The organism is Candidatus Lariskella endosymbiont of Hedychridium roseum (genome assembly GCF_964020185.1).
Taxonomy (GTDB): Bacteria; Pseudomonadota; Alphaproteobacteria; order Rickettsiales; family Midichloriaceae; genus Lariskella.
In genome coordinates, this window is record NZ_OZ026538.1 from 249,809 (window position 1) to 266,432 (window position 16,624).

Below are 16,624 nucleotides of genomic sequence, written 5' to 3' on the forward strand. Positions count from 1 at the left end.
TGGTTTTGGAGGAATTCTAATGGTTCCATTCTTATGCCGCTAATCTTATTTCTCTATTCCTTACGTCGAACTGGGGTTATTATAAGTGGACTCGAGACCTTTTCTAATCTCTCGATTGATCTAATTCCAACTCCCTCCAGATACATACTAACAACCTTCATCTTTTTATTAAGGCTGTACTTTACTCTCATATCTCCAGACTTATAGCTCTTTTTACACTCTAGGCACTTATACCTCTGACGACCTTTAATATAGCCATTCTTTGTGCTTCCTATGCTGCCACAATGCTTACAACTTAACATATATAATGCTTCCAATATAACTTACTATCAAGGCAGTATACATATACGCGAATTTAAAAGCAAAATCTATTCTTGGTTAGCAATGCCAAGAATTTAATATGAAAACCTTTTGCAAGACTTGTAACTGGGAGATACAAAAGTTAGATACTTATTCAATTGAATATCTGTGGAAGGGTACCAATGCAATGGGGCAACCTGTGCAGGGAATTTCACGTTTCGATATACGAGATAACAATTTTTATGATCGTGATTACTTAACTACCATTGCAAAGCAATGTGATACATTATCTTCATTTAGAGACGACAAATTATCACCTTTTCATGAGCAAATAGATTCGATTTGTAGTTTTGAAGGGTTAAACGAGATCGGCAGAAATTAATACTAGATGAAATTCCTGACTATACTACTATGTGTAGAAGGATCAAAACTTTAGATCGCAAGCAAAAAGTTATGTAAGAGATAAGACTTCTCCTATGTTTGTTGCTGCGGATAGCAAAGGGATTAGCGTTTATAATTTCAGTGGTTGGCATGAAAGAATTACTACAGATAGAAAATATAAAGGCTTAAAACGTTATCGTAAATTTCATGTTATGATGGATTTGGAAACTAGAGAGGTTTTAAATTCTACGGTGTTTGTTACTCTTTATGCTTCACAAAGAACTAGCAAGAATGCGAGTGGCATATATAATCAATACATAACGAGCTGTCTTTTTAAGAGGCGTCAATTTTGAAAAGTATAATAAGTATATAAATAAATTTCTTGATTTTAATCTTGGAATTTATAGTGCTAACTAAAGTATTTGACTGTGTAATCTTACTGCTGCTTGGTTTTCACAGAAATACTATATAGCTTTATGAAAAACTCTTACATCTTTATCGCTTGTAACTCCTTTTAAAGTTGTATTCCATGTGATAACATCAAATAAATTTATTGAAGTATCATACCAAATCACAGCATGTAATCGCCGCGTATTTTCTTAAAAAATTTAAGATAAGACTTTGAAGATGAGATTTGAGTTAGCTGTACTAGGCACTGCCGGCAAAGAGCGCACTTAAATTTTTAAGAAAGACGAAGCTAAAGTGCTCTATTATTTGTTAGATTTGGTATATGGCACTGCCTTCATAAGTCACATGCGCTGATCTTTTTGGCCTGATTTTTAAAGTATTACTTAGTTAATCTCTTCGCAAATATATAATATTTGACTTAGAAATTAAACTGGTACTCTAAAAGAATCATGTCATTCAAATTCATGCGCGTGTACACTTACTTAAGGCAGTGCTACAGTTAAAGCAGTATAAAACTGGCATGCGGGTCTTTATCTTTTTGATAAATTTTAAATCAGTCTCTTGCCTGAAATAAAATAAAAATTTATTACACCTATTTTATGTAATTATATGTGATATGGTTAACACCCTCGCCTTTAGGCGAACACTTTAGTATTAGTTATCTAGGAAATGTGCTAAGGGAGGACGAATGGAATATAGGAGATGATCCCACAGCCTATATGACCTAAAGTATCATATAGTATTTTGTACTAAGTATAGGTATAGAGTTTTAACTGGGCAAGTTGCGATTAGAACTAGGGAAGTAATCCGAGAAATATGTGCTGCTAATTACATAAATATAATTAGTGGCAGTATGAGTCCTGATCACGTACATATATTAGCATTGGTTCCGCCTAGTATATCAATATCTAAAGCTGTGCAATATATTAAAGGTATAAGTAGTCGTAAGTTGCTACAGGAATTTGCACTGCTCCGTAAGCGGTATTGTGGGCAACATCTTTGGGCCAGAGGGTATTTTGTTGTGACAGTTGGCAATGTGAATTCAGAAGAAGTGCAAAAATATATAGAACAGCATGAGGAACATCACAAAAAAGATGATTTTAGAATATCAGAGTTTTAGCGTTTACGCTTTTAATCTGCTTTGCAAGCGTTACACAAACTACCGCGCTTTAGCCGGTAGTAATTGATACTACTTTAGCTATCACTTCATCTTTGCGGCCGCGAACTACTAAACAATTCATTTGTAAGATTTGTATGTTGGCAAGAAATGCAGTAAGTCAGAAAATTACTAATGTGCAAACGCATTCTCTGCAAATTACAAAAGAGATGCGTATATCGCTTGAAATATTACAGATGCATTCCCATGAATTATCTGATTATCTCGTGCAAGAGGCAGAGTTAAATCCGTTTATAGATTTGGAAAACACAAATAATGAAATAAACGAAGGTCCTGAAGAAAAGTTAAATAGTCAAGAAAAGTTAATTCTCAGCCAAACAGAAGAAGTTACATTACAACAACATCTACAAGGACAAATAAATCTGCTTTTCCAAGGGCAAAATGAAAACGCAGTGCTTGGGCATGCTGTTACAGAATATGTTGATGAGAATGGTTATATCACAGAATCTATAGAAAATATCGCGTTAGAGATTGGAAAAAGCATCGAGGATATTGAAGCAATCTTGCCAAAATTACAAACTCTTGAGCCAACAGGAGTGTATGCAAGAAATCTAAAAGAATGTCTCAAAATACAGTGCGCAGAAAATGGGATATTAGATGATATCATGATAAAAATCCTAGAAAATCTAGATTTAATAGCGAAATCTGAATTGAAAAAGCTGAAAACTATAATTGGCACAAGTGAAGGCGATATATTAAATAAGATAAAACTTATCAACAAACTTAACCCAAAACCAGGAAGCAATTTTTCTAGCAACAAGGTGCAAACTCTTATTCCAGACGTCATTGTGATACGCGATGAAATATCCAATAGCTTTTCTGCGGTGTTAAATGACAAATCTCTTCCATCTATAGAAATAAATAGAGAATATATAAATATTATAAAACAACAAGACCTCTCCGAAACAGAAAAAGAATATTGTAAGAACAATATACAACGCGCAAATGCTATACTACTCGCAGTATCAAATCGTAATAAAGCATTAATTAAAGTGACAAATGCTATATTAGAAGAGCAATACGCGTTCTTTCTTGAAGGTCCAGTATATATAAAGCCTATGACACTTAAGAGCTTGGCTGAACGTTTAGAGTGTCACGAGTCTACTATCAGCAGAATATCGAATAAAACTATACGCACGGAATTTGGAACGTTCAGTATAAAATATTTTCTGACTCCCGCTATACAATCTGCTATTTCAGAGAATGTTTACTCAAATAAAGTGATCAAACACAAAATTAAAGCACTAATTGACTCTGAAGACCAAAGAGCAGCAGTGTCAGATGCAAAGATATGTACGGCACTACAATCACAAGGCATCAAAATCTCTAGGCGTACTGTTACCAAATACAGGGAATCAATGAAAATTCCTAAATCTCAACACAGAAAAAATATCTTAAATCTTTCTGCTTGAGTAAAGCACTGCAATTTTTATGTTAACTTATGTAGTCTATCCGCCAAAAGTTGTTTTGCTGAAAATTAAATGTACAAAAATGAGCCTAAAGCCGAAGGCCCCAGCACTAATTTTCGGATGTATAATTTGTCCTGTACCTAGCAAATACTATTTAACAAAATCCATAAGGTTTTTGGGTCTTTTATAACATTTTCTTACGGATTTAAACCACTATTTTGACACTCTAAACATCATTTTTGCAGCTTCTGAGACTTTTTGCGCGCGGACCTCCTAGTCTCTTTTAAAATCTAATTTATATATACTATACACAATAGACCTCTTGCATAACCTCATTCTGAGGTAGAAATTCTTATAGAGTAGATTTTTGCAAAACGTCACCAAACAATGATCCACGTGAGTGTTTTTATGTTTTAGTGACAATCAAATCACAGTTTGGAACAGGTTATGCAAGAGGTCTAATGAAAGACCAACTCTATTTTTATTATCTGCGGCGTATAAGATTTATAATTCCCAAGGAATTTCAATAGCAATGATAAATTGTTCTAGATAAGTTAAATGTCAGAAGATGGTTTTATAGTTGAGAGAGAATTATCTACAATATGACTTTCTTCATCTACAGGATAATGATCTGTGGTATAGCAAACATCTGTATTATTGTTAATTAAATTTGTACTATACAACAAGTTTTCTTCTACATTCTTTTGCATTGTACAGCAACTTTTCTCACTATCGTCATTTTTGCTAACCTTGTAAATACTATACCTTGCAAAGACAGAGAAAGATATCACAGGTGCTGAGTAAATAATCCATTTTTTATCAAATGTTATCCCGAACATTGTTAAAACACCATAAGTAACTGCTGCTGCAGTTGCAGCTGGAACACAACAAGGACATACTGCCATATAACCATCACACAATTAAGTTATAATAATGTATTTAATGAAAGATTTAGTTTAATAAACCTCGTGCTTGCAAGTTTTATTTGAATTTTTATGACAAATTGCTGCACAAAAAGCTATTTTGTTATTTCTATAAAATGATGCTTAGTTAAAAATAAGTTATTTTATTCAACCAGCATTATATATAACTATTATTAAAGATACAATATTGCATTGTAAATACAATATCTAATGCAAGTTATAATTATAAAATGATGAACAATTTGTGTTAGTTTGCATCCAGATTTTAATACTATAAAATATTCTTCTGTTTTTGATCTCAGTTTATATCAATTATAGTATTTTCCTAATTGATCGATTAATAAATAATTATATAAGGAGAGTTTTCACATAAAGATAGATAAGAGCTGTTCTTGATATTGTTTGAATATTTGTGTAATAGTAAGAGCGCACCAAAGCTTGATGGATCCGTATACCCTTGACTCTTTTTTAGAAACGATTTTAGTGCGCCGTGTCATTCGGCATAAATGATGTCGCGTGTTGCTATTATCTCTCTCGATACATACTGTGCCAGACTTTCCAATTGTATGACGCTCTTTGGGTAAAATTTTAGAAAAAGCATCCCAATCATCCGTATAAAAATGACATTCTTTCAGATGACTCACTTTGTTGTAGAGCTTTTGGAATGTTGCAGTATCACGATTGCCTGTAACCCAGGCAACGGTTCTCCTTGTACTACGATCAACTGCCTTAATGATCCAAAGCTTGTTTTTTTTGAACCAATAAAATGCCACATCTCGTCGAATTCCATCTCCATAATATCCGAAGAGACACCTGGCTCCTGAGTCTTGCCCATCGCCTCTACTACCCAGCGATAAATTATGGACGGCGAATGCCATAATATCTTGCATAACATAGAAAAAGAGCCATTACCAAGACTATATAGCATAACGCATAATGCTTTCTTAACAGCTGTTTGAGGCTTCTTGCCCAGATCGCCCTCAACAAAATTTAGAACATGATCTGCACTTATAACGCTGTACACCCCCTCACAATGCCATTCTTTACAAAGATATCAGAGCAACATCCCTTACAACAAACCATAAAACCACTCTTTAGTTTTTAAAAAAGTGATCATATCATACTTCTATCTAATTGTGAAAACTCTCGATTATTTTGTATTTTGTAATATCAATGATGAGAAAGAGAAGAATATGCTTGTAATAAATACAAGAAATTAGTATTGCTGTAAATCGCCATCAAATGCAGCATCTTTCAAAACAGATGCATTTGATAAAATGTTGAATCATTATAACTTGAAGTGGTACTTTAGATGACGAAATTTTGTCAGGCTGGTATTGTTGCGTTGTTACTTGCTGCTGGTAGTGGAACTAGGATGTTATCTAAGATTCCAAAGCAATATTATAAAGTTGCTGGTAAAGCAATTCTCAGACATACGATCGAAAAATTTCTTGTAAACACAAGGATTTCAATGGTTCAAGTAGTGATAAGCGAAGAACATGTTGATTTGTATAATGAAGCAATTGCTGGACTTAATCTTCCAAACCCAATTATAGGTGGAGCAACGAGACAAGAATCTGTGAGGAAGGGGCTGGAGGCAATTAGTTCTTTAGATCCTGACAAAGTAATAATACATGATGCAGTAAGGCTATTGGTTAGTTCTGAGCAAATTGACGCAGTTATTGATGCATTGATATCTGGCTATGATGCAATTGATTCTGTGTTGCCGATAGTCAATTCGGTTAGACACCAGCAAAATGGTCAGTTGCAAAATATTGGTAGAGATTCGCTATACAGCGTTCAAACACCACAGGGTTTCAGGTATGAGGCAATTCTTGATGTTCATAGAAAGCTTCAAGGCTCAAGTTTTACTGATGATGTGGCAATGTGTATTGAGCAAAATCTAAATGTTGGAATCGTTTCTGGTTGTGTGTCTAATATCAAAATAACATTACCAAGTGATTTATTATATGCCAAGTGCGTTTTGGAGAATAAGCGTATAATCCGAACTGGAATTGGGTTTGATGTGCACAGATTCAGTGATAGAACAAATGGTAATGCTGTGATAAAAATCTGTGGAGTGCCTATAACTCACGATTGTTATATTGATGCGCATTCAGATGGTGATGTTGGTTTGCATGCTATAACGGAAGCCATTTTAGGCGCGATAGCATGCGGTAATATAGGAACGCATTTTCCAAACAATGATAGCGGATGGAAAGATGCGGATTCAATGTTGTTTGTTAAAAAAGCCTTCGATCTGCTAACTACTAATGGCGGGCAAATTAATAATATAGATGTGACGATTATATGTGAAATGCCTAAAATAATGCCTCATAGTCTTGCAATGCGTGAAAATATTGCAATGGCACTGCATATAGATATTGCTCAGGTTAGTATAAAAGCTACTACGACTGAGAATATGGGATTTCTTGGGAGAAAAGAAGGCATAGCGGCACAAGCAATCTGTACAGTAGAAATATAGAACAATAGAATCAAGATTGTGTTATTTTATATATATTTCTGTGTCGTTTAGAGTGCTTGCAGATTTGCTACACAAATAAATTTTTGCGGAAAGTGAAATATACAAAATGAGCTTTGCATAGGGTCCTGTGCTAATTTTCGGATATATTAATTATCCTATGACTAGCAAATATTACTTTCACAAAATCCGTAAGTTTTTTGTGCTTATTATAACATTTCCTTACGGATTTAAAACACTATTTGCCAATTCTAATACCATTTGATACTCTTTCTGAGATTTTAGGCGCGTGTGCGAGCTATATGTTTCTATGAGAATACCCTTTGTAAAGCTGCCGTGGGCGGCCTATTTTTTGCTCAGGATCTTCTATCATTTCTTTCCATTGTGCAACCCATCCAGCTGTTCTTGCAACAGCAAACATGACTGTAAACATTTGTGTTGGAATTCCAAGTGCTCTGTATATTATGCCAGAGTAAAAATCTACATTTGGATACAATTTTCTCTCTTTGAAATAGGCATCAGATAGTGCGATTTCTTCAAGCTCTAGTGCGATATCTAAAAGCGGATCATCTTTTATTTTTAGTGCTTCTAATACTTTGGAACAAGTTTCCTTTAGGACTGCTGCTCGTGGATCATAGTTTTTATATACTCTATGTCCAAACCCCATAAGCCTAAATTGATCATTTTTATCTTTGGCTTTTTCTATATACATTGGGATTCTAGAGGGTTGTCCTATTTCAGCAAGCATCTTAATCACAGCTTCATTGGCGCCGCCATGTGCTGGGCCCCAAAGAGAGGCAATTCCTGCTCCAATCACAGCAAATGGATTTGCGCCAGAAGAGCCAGAAAGTCTCACTGTTGCAGTAGAGGCATTCTGTTCGTGATCAGCATGCAATATTAAAAGCTGATTCATTGCAGATGATAGTATATCATTTGCTACATATTGTTCGGTTGGAACAGAAAACATCATCCGTAAGAAGTTCTGACTGTAATTTAGGCTATTATCAGGATACATGAAAGGCTGACCAATCGAATATTTGTAAGCCATTGCTGCCATAGTAGGCATCTTAGCAATCATTTTGATGATTGCCTCGTTTCTGCTTTCTTCATCTCTGATATCGAGGTTGCCATGGTAAAATGCAGATAATGAAGCAACGGCTCCGACCATTATTGCCATTGGGTGAGAATATCTTGGGAAGCCTCTGTATAAGAACTGCAGCTGCTCGTGCACCATGGTGTGCGACTTTATTTTGCTGATAAAGTCTTCTTTTTGATTTTGATCAGGAAGTTCTCCATATAATAACAAGTATGCAACAGATTCAAAATCTGATTTTTCCGCAAGATCTGCTATATCATATCCGCGGTGTCTTAATATACCATTCTCTCCACCTATGTACGTTATCTTAGAGGTGCATGAAGCAGTCGACATAAAGCCATTATCGTAAGTGAAATAGCCAGTTGCCGTATAAAGCTTCGAAACATCTATAACAGCAGGACCTTCGGTTCCTTCCATTATCGGTAGTTCTAACGTATTGTTATCAATTGTTAGGATGGCCTTTTTGCTAGCCTTTCCATTCTTCCCTATACCATCAACCTGCATAACACCACTCCAATACAAATAAAATACTCGCAAGAAACAAATTTGTGCACCTGTACAAACCATCTAGTACTATTTGTGAATGTGCTGATGCGACAACAACGTATATCAAAGATTTTATATTGCGTTGCAACATATTGCAAGAATTTATTGTGCCTTGCAGCATAAATGTAAAAACATTATGCATAGCAAGCATTAGTGATATTAAATTTGAGAGTTTTCACAATTAGATAGAAGTATGATATGATCACTTTTTTAAAAACTAAAGAGTGGTTTTATGGTTTGTTGTAAGGGATGTTGCTCTGATAGCTTGGTAAAAAATGGCATTGTGAGGGGGTGTACAGCGTTATAAGTGCAGATCATGTTCTAAATTTTGTTGAGGGCGATCTGGGCAAGAAGCCTCAAACAGCTGTTAAGAAAGCATTATGCGTTATGCTATATAGTCTTGGTAATGGCTCTTTTTCTATGTTATGCAAGATATTATGGCATTCGCCGTCCATAATTTATCGCTGGGTAGTAGAGGCGATGGGCAAGACTCAGGAGCCAGTTGTCTCTTCGGATATTATGGAGATGGAATTCGACGAGATGTGGCATTTTATTGGTTCAAAAAAAACAAGCTTTGGATCATTAAGGCAGTTGATCGTAGTACAAGGAGAACAGTTGCCTGGGTTACAGGCAATCGTGATACTGCAACATTCCAAAAGCTCTACAAAAAGTGAGTCATCTGAAAGAATGTCATTTTTATACGGATGATTGGGATGCTTTTTCTAAAATTTTACCCAAAGAGCGTCATACAATTGGAAAGTCTGGCACGGTATGTATCGAGAGAGATAATAGCAACACGCGACATCATTTATGCCGAATGACACGGCGCACTAAAATCGTTTCTAAAAAAGAGTCAATGGTATACGGATCCATCAAGCTTTGGTGCGCTCTTACTATTACACAAATATTCAAACAATATCAAGAACAGCTCTTATCTATCTTTATGTGAAAACTCTCTTAAATTTTAGTTAAAAAGATAAGTATTGCATGCGCATTAAAATTAGTATTGAAAGCAAAGGCTAAAGCAAAAAAATATATCATGTGGTGTGATATTCAATATTAATAAATCAAATTTTTTATCAATTAATGTCTTCATAGAAAATTAATCGGTGAAATGATTGATCTTAAGAAATAAACATCGAGCTTGTGGATAAGGCATTGAGTGAATATACCACAAGTGGATTGAGATTTTTTCGTATTCTTAAAACAACTAAGCAGCATTGAGGGTGGATATAAGCTATCAATTACTACCGCGCTTTAGCCGGTAGTAATTGATGTAGTTATATGTGATATGGTTAACACCCTCGCCTTTAGGCGAACACTTTAGTATTAGTTATCTAGGAAATGTGCTAAGGGAGGACGAATGGAATATAGGAGATGATCCCACAGCCTATATGACCTAAAGTATCATATAGTATTTTGTACTAAGTATAGGTATAGAGTTTTAACTGGGCAAGTTGCGATTAGAACTAGGGAAGTAATCCGAGAAATATGTGCTGCTAATTACATAAATATAATTAGTGGCAGTATGAGTCCTGATCACGTACATATATTAGCATTGGTTCCGCCTAGTATATCAATATCTAAAGCTGTGCAATATATTAAAGGTATAAGTAGTCGTAAGTTGCTACAGGAATTTGCACTGCTCCGTAAGCGGTATTGGGGGACAACATCTTTGGGCCAGAGGGTATTTTGTTGTGACAGTTGGCAATGTGAATTCAGAAGAAGTGCAAAAATATATAGAACAGCATGAGGAACATCACAAAAAAGATGATTTTAGAATATCAGAGTTTTAGCGTTTACGCTTTTAATCTGCTTTGCAAGCGTTACACAAACTACCGCGCTTTAGCCGGTAGTAATTGATATTCTTTATTTGTATAATATTAGAATTTATATGTATTATCTACAGTCAATTAGCCGTTTTTTGCTGTTTACTTTTCTATGTTGCTTTATCTATGTTGATTTTGTGCTTGCGAAAAATGGTGATACTTCTTCATCTAAGTTATCTGCCAAAGGAGTGGTGGATACTGGTTACTTGGGTGGGAGTGGCGTGTCAGATGGTTACTTTAGTGCTTTATTAGACCTTGAGTATGGTGCGGATGCATCCGAGGGACGTAGTGGATTTAAAGGTTTTATTAGATTGCATCCTTACGTTTCTTCTGCTAGATTCTTACCGTTTGATATAATAGAGCGCGTTTCTATTGAATTTTCTGATAGAAAATTTGGTTTGTTTGAAATAGGTAAACATGCTGGCGTTGCTAGTTCAATGAAAGTTGATGCATTTAGTGCGGCTGGTATGACGAGAGATTCTTTGTATTGGTTTGCCCAATTTGATCATACGATGCACACTTGCAATAGTGAATATTGTCAATTTTCTGCAATATATTCGCCTGATTTATTTAGTAATAATGTGGATTATTACACGCAGTCCAATGGCGAATTTGTAAACCTTGGTAGAGATAAGCGTAGAGATTTTAAATTAAGTTATATAAGTCAGGATTTTTCCGGCTTAAAATTTGGTATTTCTTATATTCCTGGTTTTGAAGAACGGCGCTCAGAGAAGATTATTTCTTATTCAAATGTTTTACAATGCAGTATATTTTATGCTGGTCAAATTAATGATGTTGCATATAAATTTTCTGTTTCGTATGAAGGTGCTGGATCGTATAAAGATCCAGTGTCTGGTCAGTTAAGTAATCCGTTATTCGGTTTTGAGGCTGGTGCAAATATTGCTTATATGGGGGTGACCATTGGTGCATCTACTGGGTTTTTAGGTAAGTCCTACAGTATGAAAGGTGAAAATAGTAAATCTAGTAGTTATAATACGCTGGGTCTTGGGTATAAAATAGGACCGTTTGGAGTCGGAGTCAGCTATTTTAATAGCGTGAAATATTTAAATGAAATGGCTTCTAAATTTGATAGAATTGCTTTTGGTTTGAACTATAAATTTTCAAATAATATTTTGTCTTCTCTTGAAATTTCTAGATTTAATTTGAATTTTGGCAGCATACCCGATAATTCTAGTCAGGGTTGTATGGTTTTGATCAGTGCAAAATTTAAATTTTGATGAATTTTGTTGTATTCTTGTGGTATGCATCATATTTTTGGTTGCTGCATGTGCTTTTTGAAAGTTTTTTGGTATTGTGGTGTGTTGATGTGTATATTAAAAACTATTGCAATATATAGAGTACAGAATATTTACAAGGATAAATCAAGACTTTTATCGGTTGACTAGCGCTAGTTCCTGTTAATCAATTAGATATTTTTAATTGGTGGCTTTGTTATTTACTTGAGAGAAGAGTTATTTATATGAAGGTTATAGATATTTTTGGTAGAGAAATTTTGGATAGTAGAGGGGAGCCGACTCTTGAGGTTGACTTAATGCTTGAAGGGAATAATTTTGGTAGAGCTTCTGTTCCAAGTGGTGCTTCTTTAGGATCTAAAGAAGCTTTGGAGAAAAGAGATGCTGAAGATCAGCGTTATGGTGGTCGAGGAGTCTGTGGCGCAGTACAGGTGGTTAATACAGAGCTGTTAAAATATATTTCTGGTCGTGAATTTGTTTCTCAAAGAGAGCTAGACAATTTGCTAATAGAGTTGGATGGAACGATTAATAAATCGCGCGTTGGAGCAAATAGTACTCTTGCTATTTCTCTTGCGTTTGCAAAGGCAAGGGCTGCATTCTTAGGGAAAATGTTGTTTGAATCTATAGAGGGTTTCAGTAATTGGGCTATGCCAAGGTTGATGCTAAATATCTTAAATGGGGGAGTGCATGCGGATAATGGTATCACATTTCAGGAATTTATGATAATTCCAGCATCTTCTTTTTCAATAGCTGAGAGTTTAGAGCTGTCATACAGAGTATTTATTGCACTGAAGTCGCTTTTGAAATCCGCTGGTTTTAGTGTTGGAGTCGGTGATGAAGGGGGTTTTGCCCCAGAGCTTGGCTCAATAGAGCATGCCCTTGATTTTATAATGAATGCAATAGAGGTCGCGGGTTTTCAGTATAGCAAAGATGTTGAGATTGGTCTTGATGTTGCAGCAAATGAGTTATATAACGGCAGGAAATATGTTATATCTAAGAATCTTGAGCTTGATTCGCTGCAGATGATTGATTACTATAAGAGGCTTTTAAAGCAATACCCTATCATTTCCATAGAAGATCCACTTGCTGAAGAAGATTTAGATGCTTGGGCAATGATGACTTCTAAGCTGGGAAAAAATGTGCAAATTGTCGGTGATGATCTTTTTGTGACAAATGTTGATATATTGAGAGAGGGTGTTAAGTCTGGTCTTGCAAATGCAGTCTTGATTAAAATGAATCAAATCGGTACATTAAGTGAGACATTAGACACCATAAATTTGGCAAGAAAAAGCAATTATCATTATATAGTTTCTCATAGATCTGGTGAGACTGAGGATGCTTCCATGAGTCATCTTGCAGTTGCAACTTCTAGCCATTATATAAAAGCTGGTTCTGTATGTAGGACAGATAGAATTTGTAAGTATAACGAACTGCTTAGAATTAATGAAAAATTAAGTGGCGATGCTTGTGTTAATAAATAACTAGCAAGTGATTAGTATAACTCTTCATTTTCCTGTAATCAATATATATATACAAAGTTAGACTTCAAAAAGAGCTAGAAAGAATAAGAGCGCATGTGTATATGAAATAACATAATGTGAATATACAGAGTGATTTATAGATGCATAGTTGTTTGTCTCTGTATTTAAAGAAGAAATATGTTGCTGAAATTGCTGTATGTATACATATATTTGTTTTCCCGTTTTTTTAAGCCTTTGCGATGAAGAATAGAACTTGAAAACGATATAGTGTGGTTAAGAGGTGGGATTATGCTAAAATTGAATGCTGTGTTATTAATTTATAGAAGAATGTAATTATTATTTGATCCTCTTGTAAATTTATTGTAGAAGAGTTGGGCTTGTGACCATTACTAAGCTTGACATAATAGCAGGCTGTAATATACTCTCCTCGGTGGGATTTTTGTCATGCTTGATTTAAGAAGTGTTTTACGTGGCTAGTTTGATTACATTTTTCAAAGAAGTAAGTGCTGAGGCTAGGAAGGTTGTATGGCCCAGTTCGAGGGAGTTATACGTCACTGTACTGTTTGTAATTTTTGTTGCGTTTATAGCTGGTCTTGTGTTCTTTCTCGTTGATTCTGCACTCTATCGAATAGTGAAATTATTTTTGAATTTTGGGAGTTAGACCTTGACGGTATCTTGGTATATTTTAAACACTTTGTCTGGTTATGAGCAACGTATCGCTCGGCATATCAAAGATGAAGCAGAAAAGAAGGGGCTTCGCGACCTTATCCATGAGGTTGTCGTGCCTGTTGAGAGTGTTTCTGAGCTGAGAAGAGGAAAAAAGGTTCAGACATCTAAAAAAATCTTTCCTGGTTATATATTGATCAAGATGCAGCTTGATGATGAGACTTGGAGTATGGTGAAGAATATACCAAATGTTGCAAAATTTCTTGGGTCTAAAAACAAGCCTGCAAAGATTCAGGAGCATGAGGTTTCTAGAATCTTGAAGCAAATGGCTGAAGGAGTAGTTGTTAAAGAAGACGATGAAAGTTACGAGGTTGGTGAGCTTGTAAAAATTATGGATGGTCCTTTTGAAGCATTTACTGGTGCTATAGAGGGTGTTGATAATGTAAAGAGAAGGTTAAAGGTTTTGGTTTCGATTTTGGGTAGAGATACTCCTGTTGAGCTTGAATTTGACCAAGTTAAAAAGTGTAATGAATAATATGAGTTCGTGGCTTTAAATTATGAAGAAAAAAATATTAGGGTATATTAAGCTGCAGGTTCCCGCTGGAAAGGCAAATCCTTCTCCTCCTATCGGTCCTGCTTTGGGTCAGAAAGGGCTTAACATAATGGAGTTTTGTAAGCAGTTTAATGAGAGAACAAAAGGCCTTGAGATTGGCTCTCCTGTTCCTGTGTTAATTACTGCATATGCTGACAAGAGTTTCGAATTTATTACGAAGACCCCTCCTACTTCATTTTTAGTGCGTAAATTTGCTGGCCTGGAGAAGGGCTCTAAGATTCCTGGTAGGGAGGTTATTGGGAAGATAGAAGCAGAGAAGGTTCTTGAGATAGCAAAGATGAAGCTATCTGATATGGGAGTTGATTGCATAGATGCTGCTGTTTCCATGGTTGAGGGGACTGCACGCTCTATGGGTATTGTTGTGCAAAAGTAATAGTGATGGATTGATTGGTAGCATATGAAGAAAAAAAGTAAGCGCATGAAGCGCGCCTCTGCACTTATTCAAAGTGATAGGTTGTATAATCTTGAAGATGGCATTGGGTTGTTGAAGGAATATTCTACATCTTGTGCTGCGAAGTTCGATGAGACTGTCGATGTTGTTTTTAAGCTTGGAGTAGATCCTAGGCAGTCAGATCATATGGTAAGAGGTGCTGTTGTTATGCCATCTGGTATGGGGCGTGAGGTTAAAGTTGCAGTATTCATTAAGCAGGAGAGAGTTGGTGAAGCTGAGAAAGCAGGCGCCGACTTGTTTGGTGAGGTAGAGCTGATAGATGAAGTCAAGAGCGGAGTCATTAATTTTGATGTATGCGTCGCGACTCCTGATATGATGCAAAAGATCGCAGTTCTTGGGAAGGTTTTAGGGCCAAGAGGGCTAATGCCGAATGTAAAACTTGGTACAGTTTCGGACGACGTTGCAGAGGCGGTGCGCAGAATTAAATCTGGTCAAGTTGAGTATAAAGTTGAGAAAGCAGGTCTTGTACATGCTGCAGTTGGTAAGCTTAGTTTCTCTCAAGATGCGCTGAAAGCTAACGTTGTTGCGTTATATAAATCTATACTTGCTTCAAAGCCTACTACTTCTAAAGGGATTTATATGCAGAAAATGTTCTTAAGTAGTACTCAGGGACCTGCTATTGAGCTTGACTTAAGAAATATGATAGATTAGATTGACAATTCTGTGAAATTAAAGTAAGGGGTGTCTTGTGAACAAGTTACGGAAGCAGGAGTTGGTGGGGAATTTGCATGAGGTTATGCGCTCTTGTGCGGCCGTCATAGTGACTAAAAATATTAACATTTCAGTTGCGGATGTTAATGATCTGAGGCGCAGAGTTAAGCAGTCCGATGGGCGTTATTGTGTTGTGAAAAATAAACTTGCTAAAATTGCTGTGCAGTCTACATGTTATGAAAATTTGGTCCATCTTTTAAATGGACCAACTGCTCTCACTTATTCTAATGATCCAGTGTCAATTTCTAAGACTTTGGTGGATTTTTGTGCGAAAAATGAAAGCGTGCAAATATTAGGTGGAGCTATGGGTGAGACTTATCTAACTTCAAATCAAGTTCAAGAACTTGCTTCGCTACCATCTGTTGATGAGTCTAGAGCAAAAATTATTGGGTTACTGAATGCTTCTGCGTCTAAGCTGGTTTCAGTGCTGCAGGCTCCTATGCGTAATGTTGTTGGTGTTTTGACTGCATACTCTAAGCAATAAATTTTCTTTCAATAGTTAATAGTAAAAGGATATAGAAAATGTCTAATTTAGAAAAAATCGTTGAAGAATTGTCTACTCTGACAGTTATACAGGCTGCTGAGCTTGCTAAGATGCTAGAGGAAAAGTGGGGTGTGACTGCGGCAGCTCCTGTCGCTGTTGCAGTTGCTGCGGCTCCTGTTGCAGAAGCTGCTGCTAAGACAGAGTTTGACTTAGTACTAGTTGATGCTGGTGCAAATAAGTTAAATGTAATCAAAGAGGTTAGAGCGCTAACAGGTCTTGGGTTAAAAGAAGCAAAGGACTTAGTTGAGTCTGCTCCTAAAGTAGTGAAAGCTGAAGTTTCTAAGGAAGAAGCTGAAAAAGGTAAGCAACTTTTAGAAGCTGCTGGTGCAAAAGTAGAGCTGAAGTAGGAATTTT

The 16,624-nt window shown here is 35.9% G+C and carries 18 protein-coding genes and 3 pseudogenes; 16 read left to right on the plus strand and 5 right to left on the minus strand.

All coding sequences use genetic code 11. From position 1 onward, the window contains the following. Positions 1-53 precede the first annotated feature (53 nt). The gene (locus AACK98_RS01295) at positions 54-302 is read right to left on the minus strand and encodes a hypothetical protein (RefSeq protein WP_339041727.1); all 249 of its coding nucleotides are present in this window, start codon (positions 300-302) and stop codon (positions 54-56) included. 185 nt (positions 303-487) lie between these two features. Between AACK98_RS01295 and AACK98_RS01300 the strand changes: the two genes are divergently transcribed. The 3 genes and pseudogenes from AACK98_RS01300 to rpoN all read left to right on the plus strand — a co-directional run bounded on the left by AACK98_RS01300 (position 488) and on the right by rpoN (position 3,678). Next, complete coding sequence (locus AACK98_RS01300; protein WP_339041729.1) at positions 488-682, plus strand: hypothetical protein; 195 nt, start codon at positions 488-490, stop codon at positions 680-682. Positions 683-1,807: 1,125 nt separating this feature from the next. Next, positions 1,808-2,209 (plus strand): annotated as a pseudogene (gene tnpA / locus AACK98_RS01305) (IS200/IS605 family transposase); the annotation flags it as partial. A 134-nt stretch (positions 2,210-2,343) separates the two neighbouring features. Further along, positions 2,344-3,678, plus strand: coding sequence for an RNA polymerase factor sigma-54 (rpoN, locus tag AACK98_RS01310; protein ID WP_339041730.1), 1,335 nt, complete (start codon positions 2,344-2,346; stop codon positions 3,676-3,678). Positions 3,679-4,229: 551 nt separating this feature from the next. On the opposite strand, the gene AACK98_RS01315 is transcribed toward rpoN, so the two are convergent. The 3 genes from AACK98_RS01315 to AACK98_RS01325 form a co-directional block, all read right to left on the minus strand. Then, a complete protein-coding gene (locus AACK98_RS01315; RefSeq protein ID WP_339041732.1) occupies positions 4,230-4,580 on the minus strand; it encodes a hypothetical protein in 351 nt (116 codons plus the stop codon). 383 nt (positions 4,581-4,963) lie between these two features. Further along, positions 4,964-5,335 (minus strand): IS1 family transposase, encoded by a 372-nt coding sequence (locus AACK98_RS01320; protein ID WP_339042500.1) that lies wholly within the window; start codon positions 5,333-5,335, stop codon positions 4,964-4,966. Next, the gene (locus AACK98_RS01325; RefSeq protein WP_339041734.1) at positions 5,239-5,622 is read right to left on the minus strand and encodes a hypothetical protein; all 384 of its coding nucleotides are present in this window, start codon (positions 5,620-5,622) and stop codon (positions 5,239-5,241) included. The genes AACK98_RS01320 and AACK98_RS01325 overlap by 97 nt, the downstream gene beginning before the upstream one ends. 288 nt (positions 5,623-5,910) lie before the next feature. On the opposite strand from AACK98_RS01325, the pseudogene ispD reads away from it, so the two are divergent. After that, positions 5,911-6,576: pseudogene (gene ispD / locus AACK98_RS01330) on the plus strand (2-C-methyl-D-erythritol 4-phosphate cytidylyltransferase); the annotation flags it as partial. A 6-nt stretch (positions 6,577-6,582) separates the two neighbouring features. Then, complete coding sequence (gene ispF / locus AACK98_RS01335) at positions 6,583-7,083, plus strand: 2-C-methyl-D-erythritol 2,4-cyclodiphosphate synthase (protein ID WP_339042502.1); 501 nt, start codon at positions 6,583-6,585, stop codon at positions 7,081-7,083. 295 nt (positions 7,084-7,378) lie between these two features. On the opposite strand, the gene AACK98_RS01340 is transcribed toward ispF, so the two are convergent. Continuing rightward, the gene (locus AACK98_RS01340; protein WP_410520007.1) at positions 7,379-8,680 is read right to left on the minus strand and encodes a citrate synthase; all 1,302 of its coding nucleotides are present in this window, start codon (positions 8,678-8,680) and stop codon (positions 7,379-7,381) included. A gap of 333 nt (positions 8,681-9,013) precedes the next feature. On the opposite strand from AACK98_RS01340, the gene AACK98_RS01345 reads away from it, so the two are divergent. The 11 genes and pseudogenes from AACK98_RS01345 to rplL all read left to right on the plus strand — a co-directional run bounded on the left by AACK98_RS01345 (position 9,014) and on the right by rplL (position 16,617). Then, positions 9,014-9,430, plus strand: coding sequence for a hypothetical protein (locus AACK98_RS01345; RefSeq protein ID WP_339041738.1), 417 nt, complete (start codon positions 9,014-9,016; stop codon positions 9,428-9,430). Continuing rightward, positions 9,393-9,671 carry an IS1 family transposase gene (locus tag AACK98_RS01350; protein ID WP_339040346.1) on the plus strand — a complete coding sequence of 93 codons (279 nt, stop codon included), beginning with the start codon at positions 9,393-9,395 and terminating at the stop codon, positions 9,669-9,671. Before AACK98_RS01345 ends, AACK98_RS01350 begins: the two co-directional genes overlap by 38 nt. Positions 9,672-10,133: 462 nt before the next feature. Then, positions 10,134-10,518, plus strand: a pseudogene (gene tnpA, locus AACK98_RS01355) (IS200/IS605 family transposase). Between the two features lie 77 nt (positions 10,519-10,595). Beyond that, positions 10,596-11,789, plus strand: a complete 1,194-nt coding sequence (locus AACK98_RS01360; RefSeq protein WP_339041739.1) for a porin — start codon at positions 10,596-10,598, stop codon at positions 11,787-11,789. 242 nt (positions 11,790-12,031) lie between these two features. Further along, complete coding sequence (eno, locus tag AACK98_RS01365; protein ID WP_339041741.1) at positions 12,032-13,285, plus strand: phosphopyruvate hydratase; 1,254 nt, start codon at positions 12,032-12,034, stop codon at positions 13,283-13,285. Positions 13,286-13,754: 469 nt separating this feature from the next. After that, entirely contained in the window at positions 13,755-13,946 is a 192-nt protein-coding gene (gene secE / locus AACK98_RS08025) for a preprotein translocase subunit SecE (RefSeq protein ID WP_410519903.1), read from the plus strand. Positions 13,947-13,949: 3 nt separating this feature from the next. Continuing rightward, the gene (gene nusG / locus AACK98_RS01370) at positions 13,950-14,486 is read left to right on the plus strand and encodes a transcription termination/antitermination protein NusG (protein WP_339041743.1); all 537 of its coding nucleotides are present in this window, start codon (positions 13,950-13,952) and stop codon (positions 14,484-14,486) included. Positions 14,487-14,508: 22 nt separating this feature from the next. Next, positions 14,509-14,937, plus strand: coding sequence for a 50S ribosomal protein L11 (gene rplK / locus AACK98_RS01375; protein ID WP_339041745.1), 429 nt, complete (start codon positions 14,509-14,511; stop codon positions 14,935-14,937). Between the two features lie 24 nt (positions 14,938-14,961). Beyond that, complete coding sequence (rplA, locus tag AACK98_RS01380; protein ID WP_339041747.1) at positions 14,962-15,666, plus strand: 50S ribosomal protein L1; 705 nt, start codon at positions 14,962-14,964, stop codon at positions 15,664-15,666. A 37-nt stretch (positions 15,667-15,703) separates the two neighbouring features. Then, complete coding sequence (rplJ, locus tag AACK98_RS01385) at positions 15,704-16,210, plus strand: 50S ribosomal protein L10 (RefSeq protein ID WP_339041749.1); 507 nt, start codon at positions 15,704-15,706, stop codon at positions 16,208-16,210. A 38-nt stretch (positions 16,211-16,248) separates the two neighbouring features. Continuing rightward, positions 16,249-16,617, plus strand: a complete 369-nt coding sequence (gene rplL, locus AACK98_RS01390; protein ID WP_339041751.1) for a 50S ribosomal protein L7/L12 — start codon at positions 16,249-16,251, stop codon at positions 16,615-16,617. The last annotated feature ends 7 nt before the right edge of the window (positions 16,618-16,624 follow it).

Excerpts from the sequence above, each read along its gene's own strand:
- AACK98_RS01295 (WP_339041727.1), bottom strand. The coding sequence starts at position 302 with ATGTTAAGTTGTAAGCATTGTGGCAGCATAGGAAGCACAAAGAATGGC.
- AACK98_RS01300 (WP_339041729.1), top strand. The coding sequence starts at position 488 with ATGGGGCAACCTGTGCAGGGAATTTCACGTTTCGATATACGAGATAAC.
- rpoN (WP_339041730.1), top strand. The coding sequence starts at position 2,344 with ATGTTGGCAAGAAATGCAGTAAGTCAGAAAATTACTAATGTGCAAACG.
- AACK98_RS01315 (WP_339041732.1), bottom strand. The coding sequence starts at position 4,580 with ATGGCAGTATGTCCTTGTTGTGTTCCAGCTGCAACTGCAGCAGCAGTT.
- AACK98_RS01340 (WP_410520007.1), bottom strand. The coding sequence starts at position 8,680 with ATGCAGGTTGATGGTATAGGGAAGAATGGAAAGGCTAGCAAAAAGGCC.
- eno (WP_339041741.1), top strand. The coding sequence starts at position 12,032 with ATGAAGGTTATAGATATTTTTGGTAGAGAAATTTTGGATAGTAGAGGG.
- rplK (WP_339041745.1), top strand. The coding sequence starts at position 14,509 with ATGAAGAAAAAAATATTAGGGTATATTAAGCTGCAGGTTCCCGCTGGA.
- rplA (WP_339041747.1), top strand. The coding sequence starts at position 14,962 with ATGAAGAAAAAAAGTAAGCGCATGAAGCGCGCCTCTGCACTTATTCAA.
- rplL (WP_339041751.1), top strand. The coding sequence starts at position 16,249 with ATGTCTAATTTAGAAAAAATCGTTGAAGAATTGTCTACTCTGACAGTT.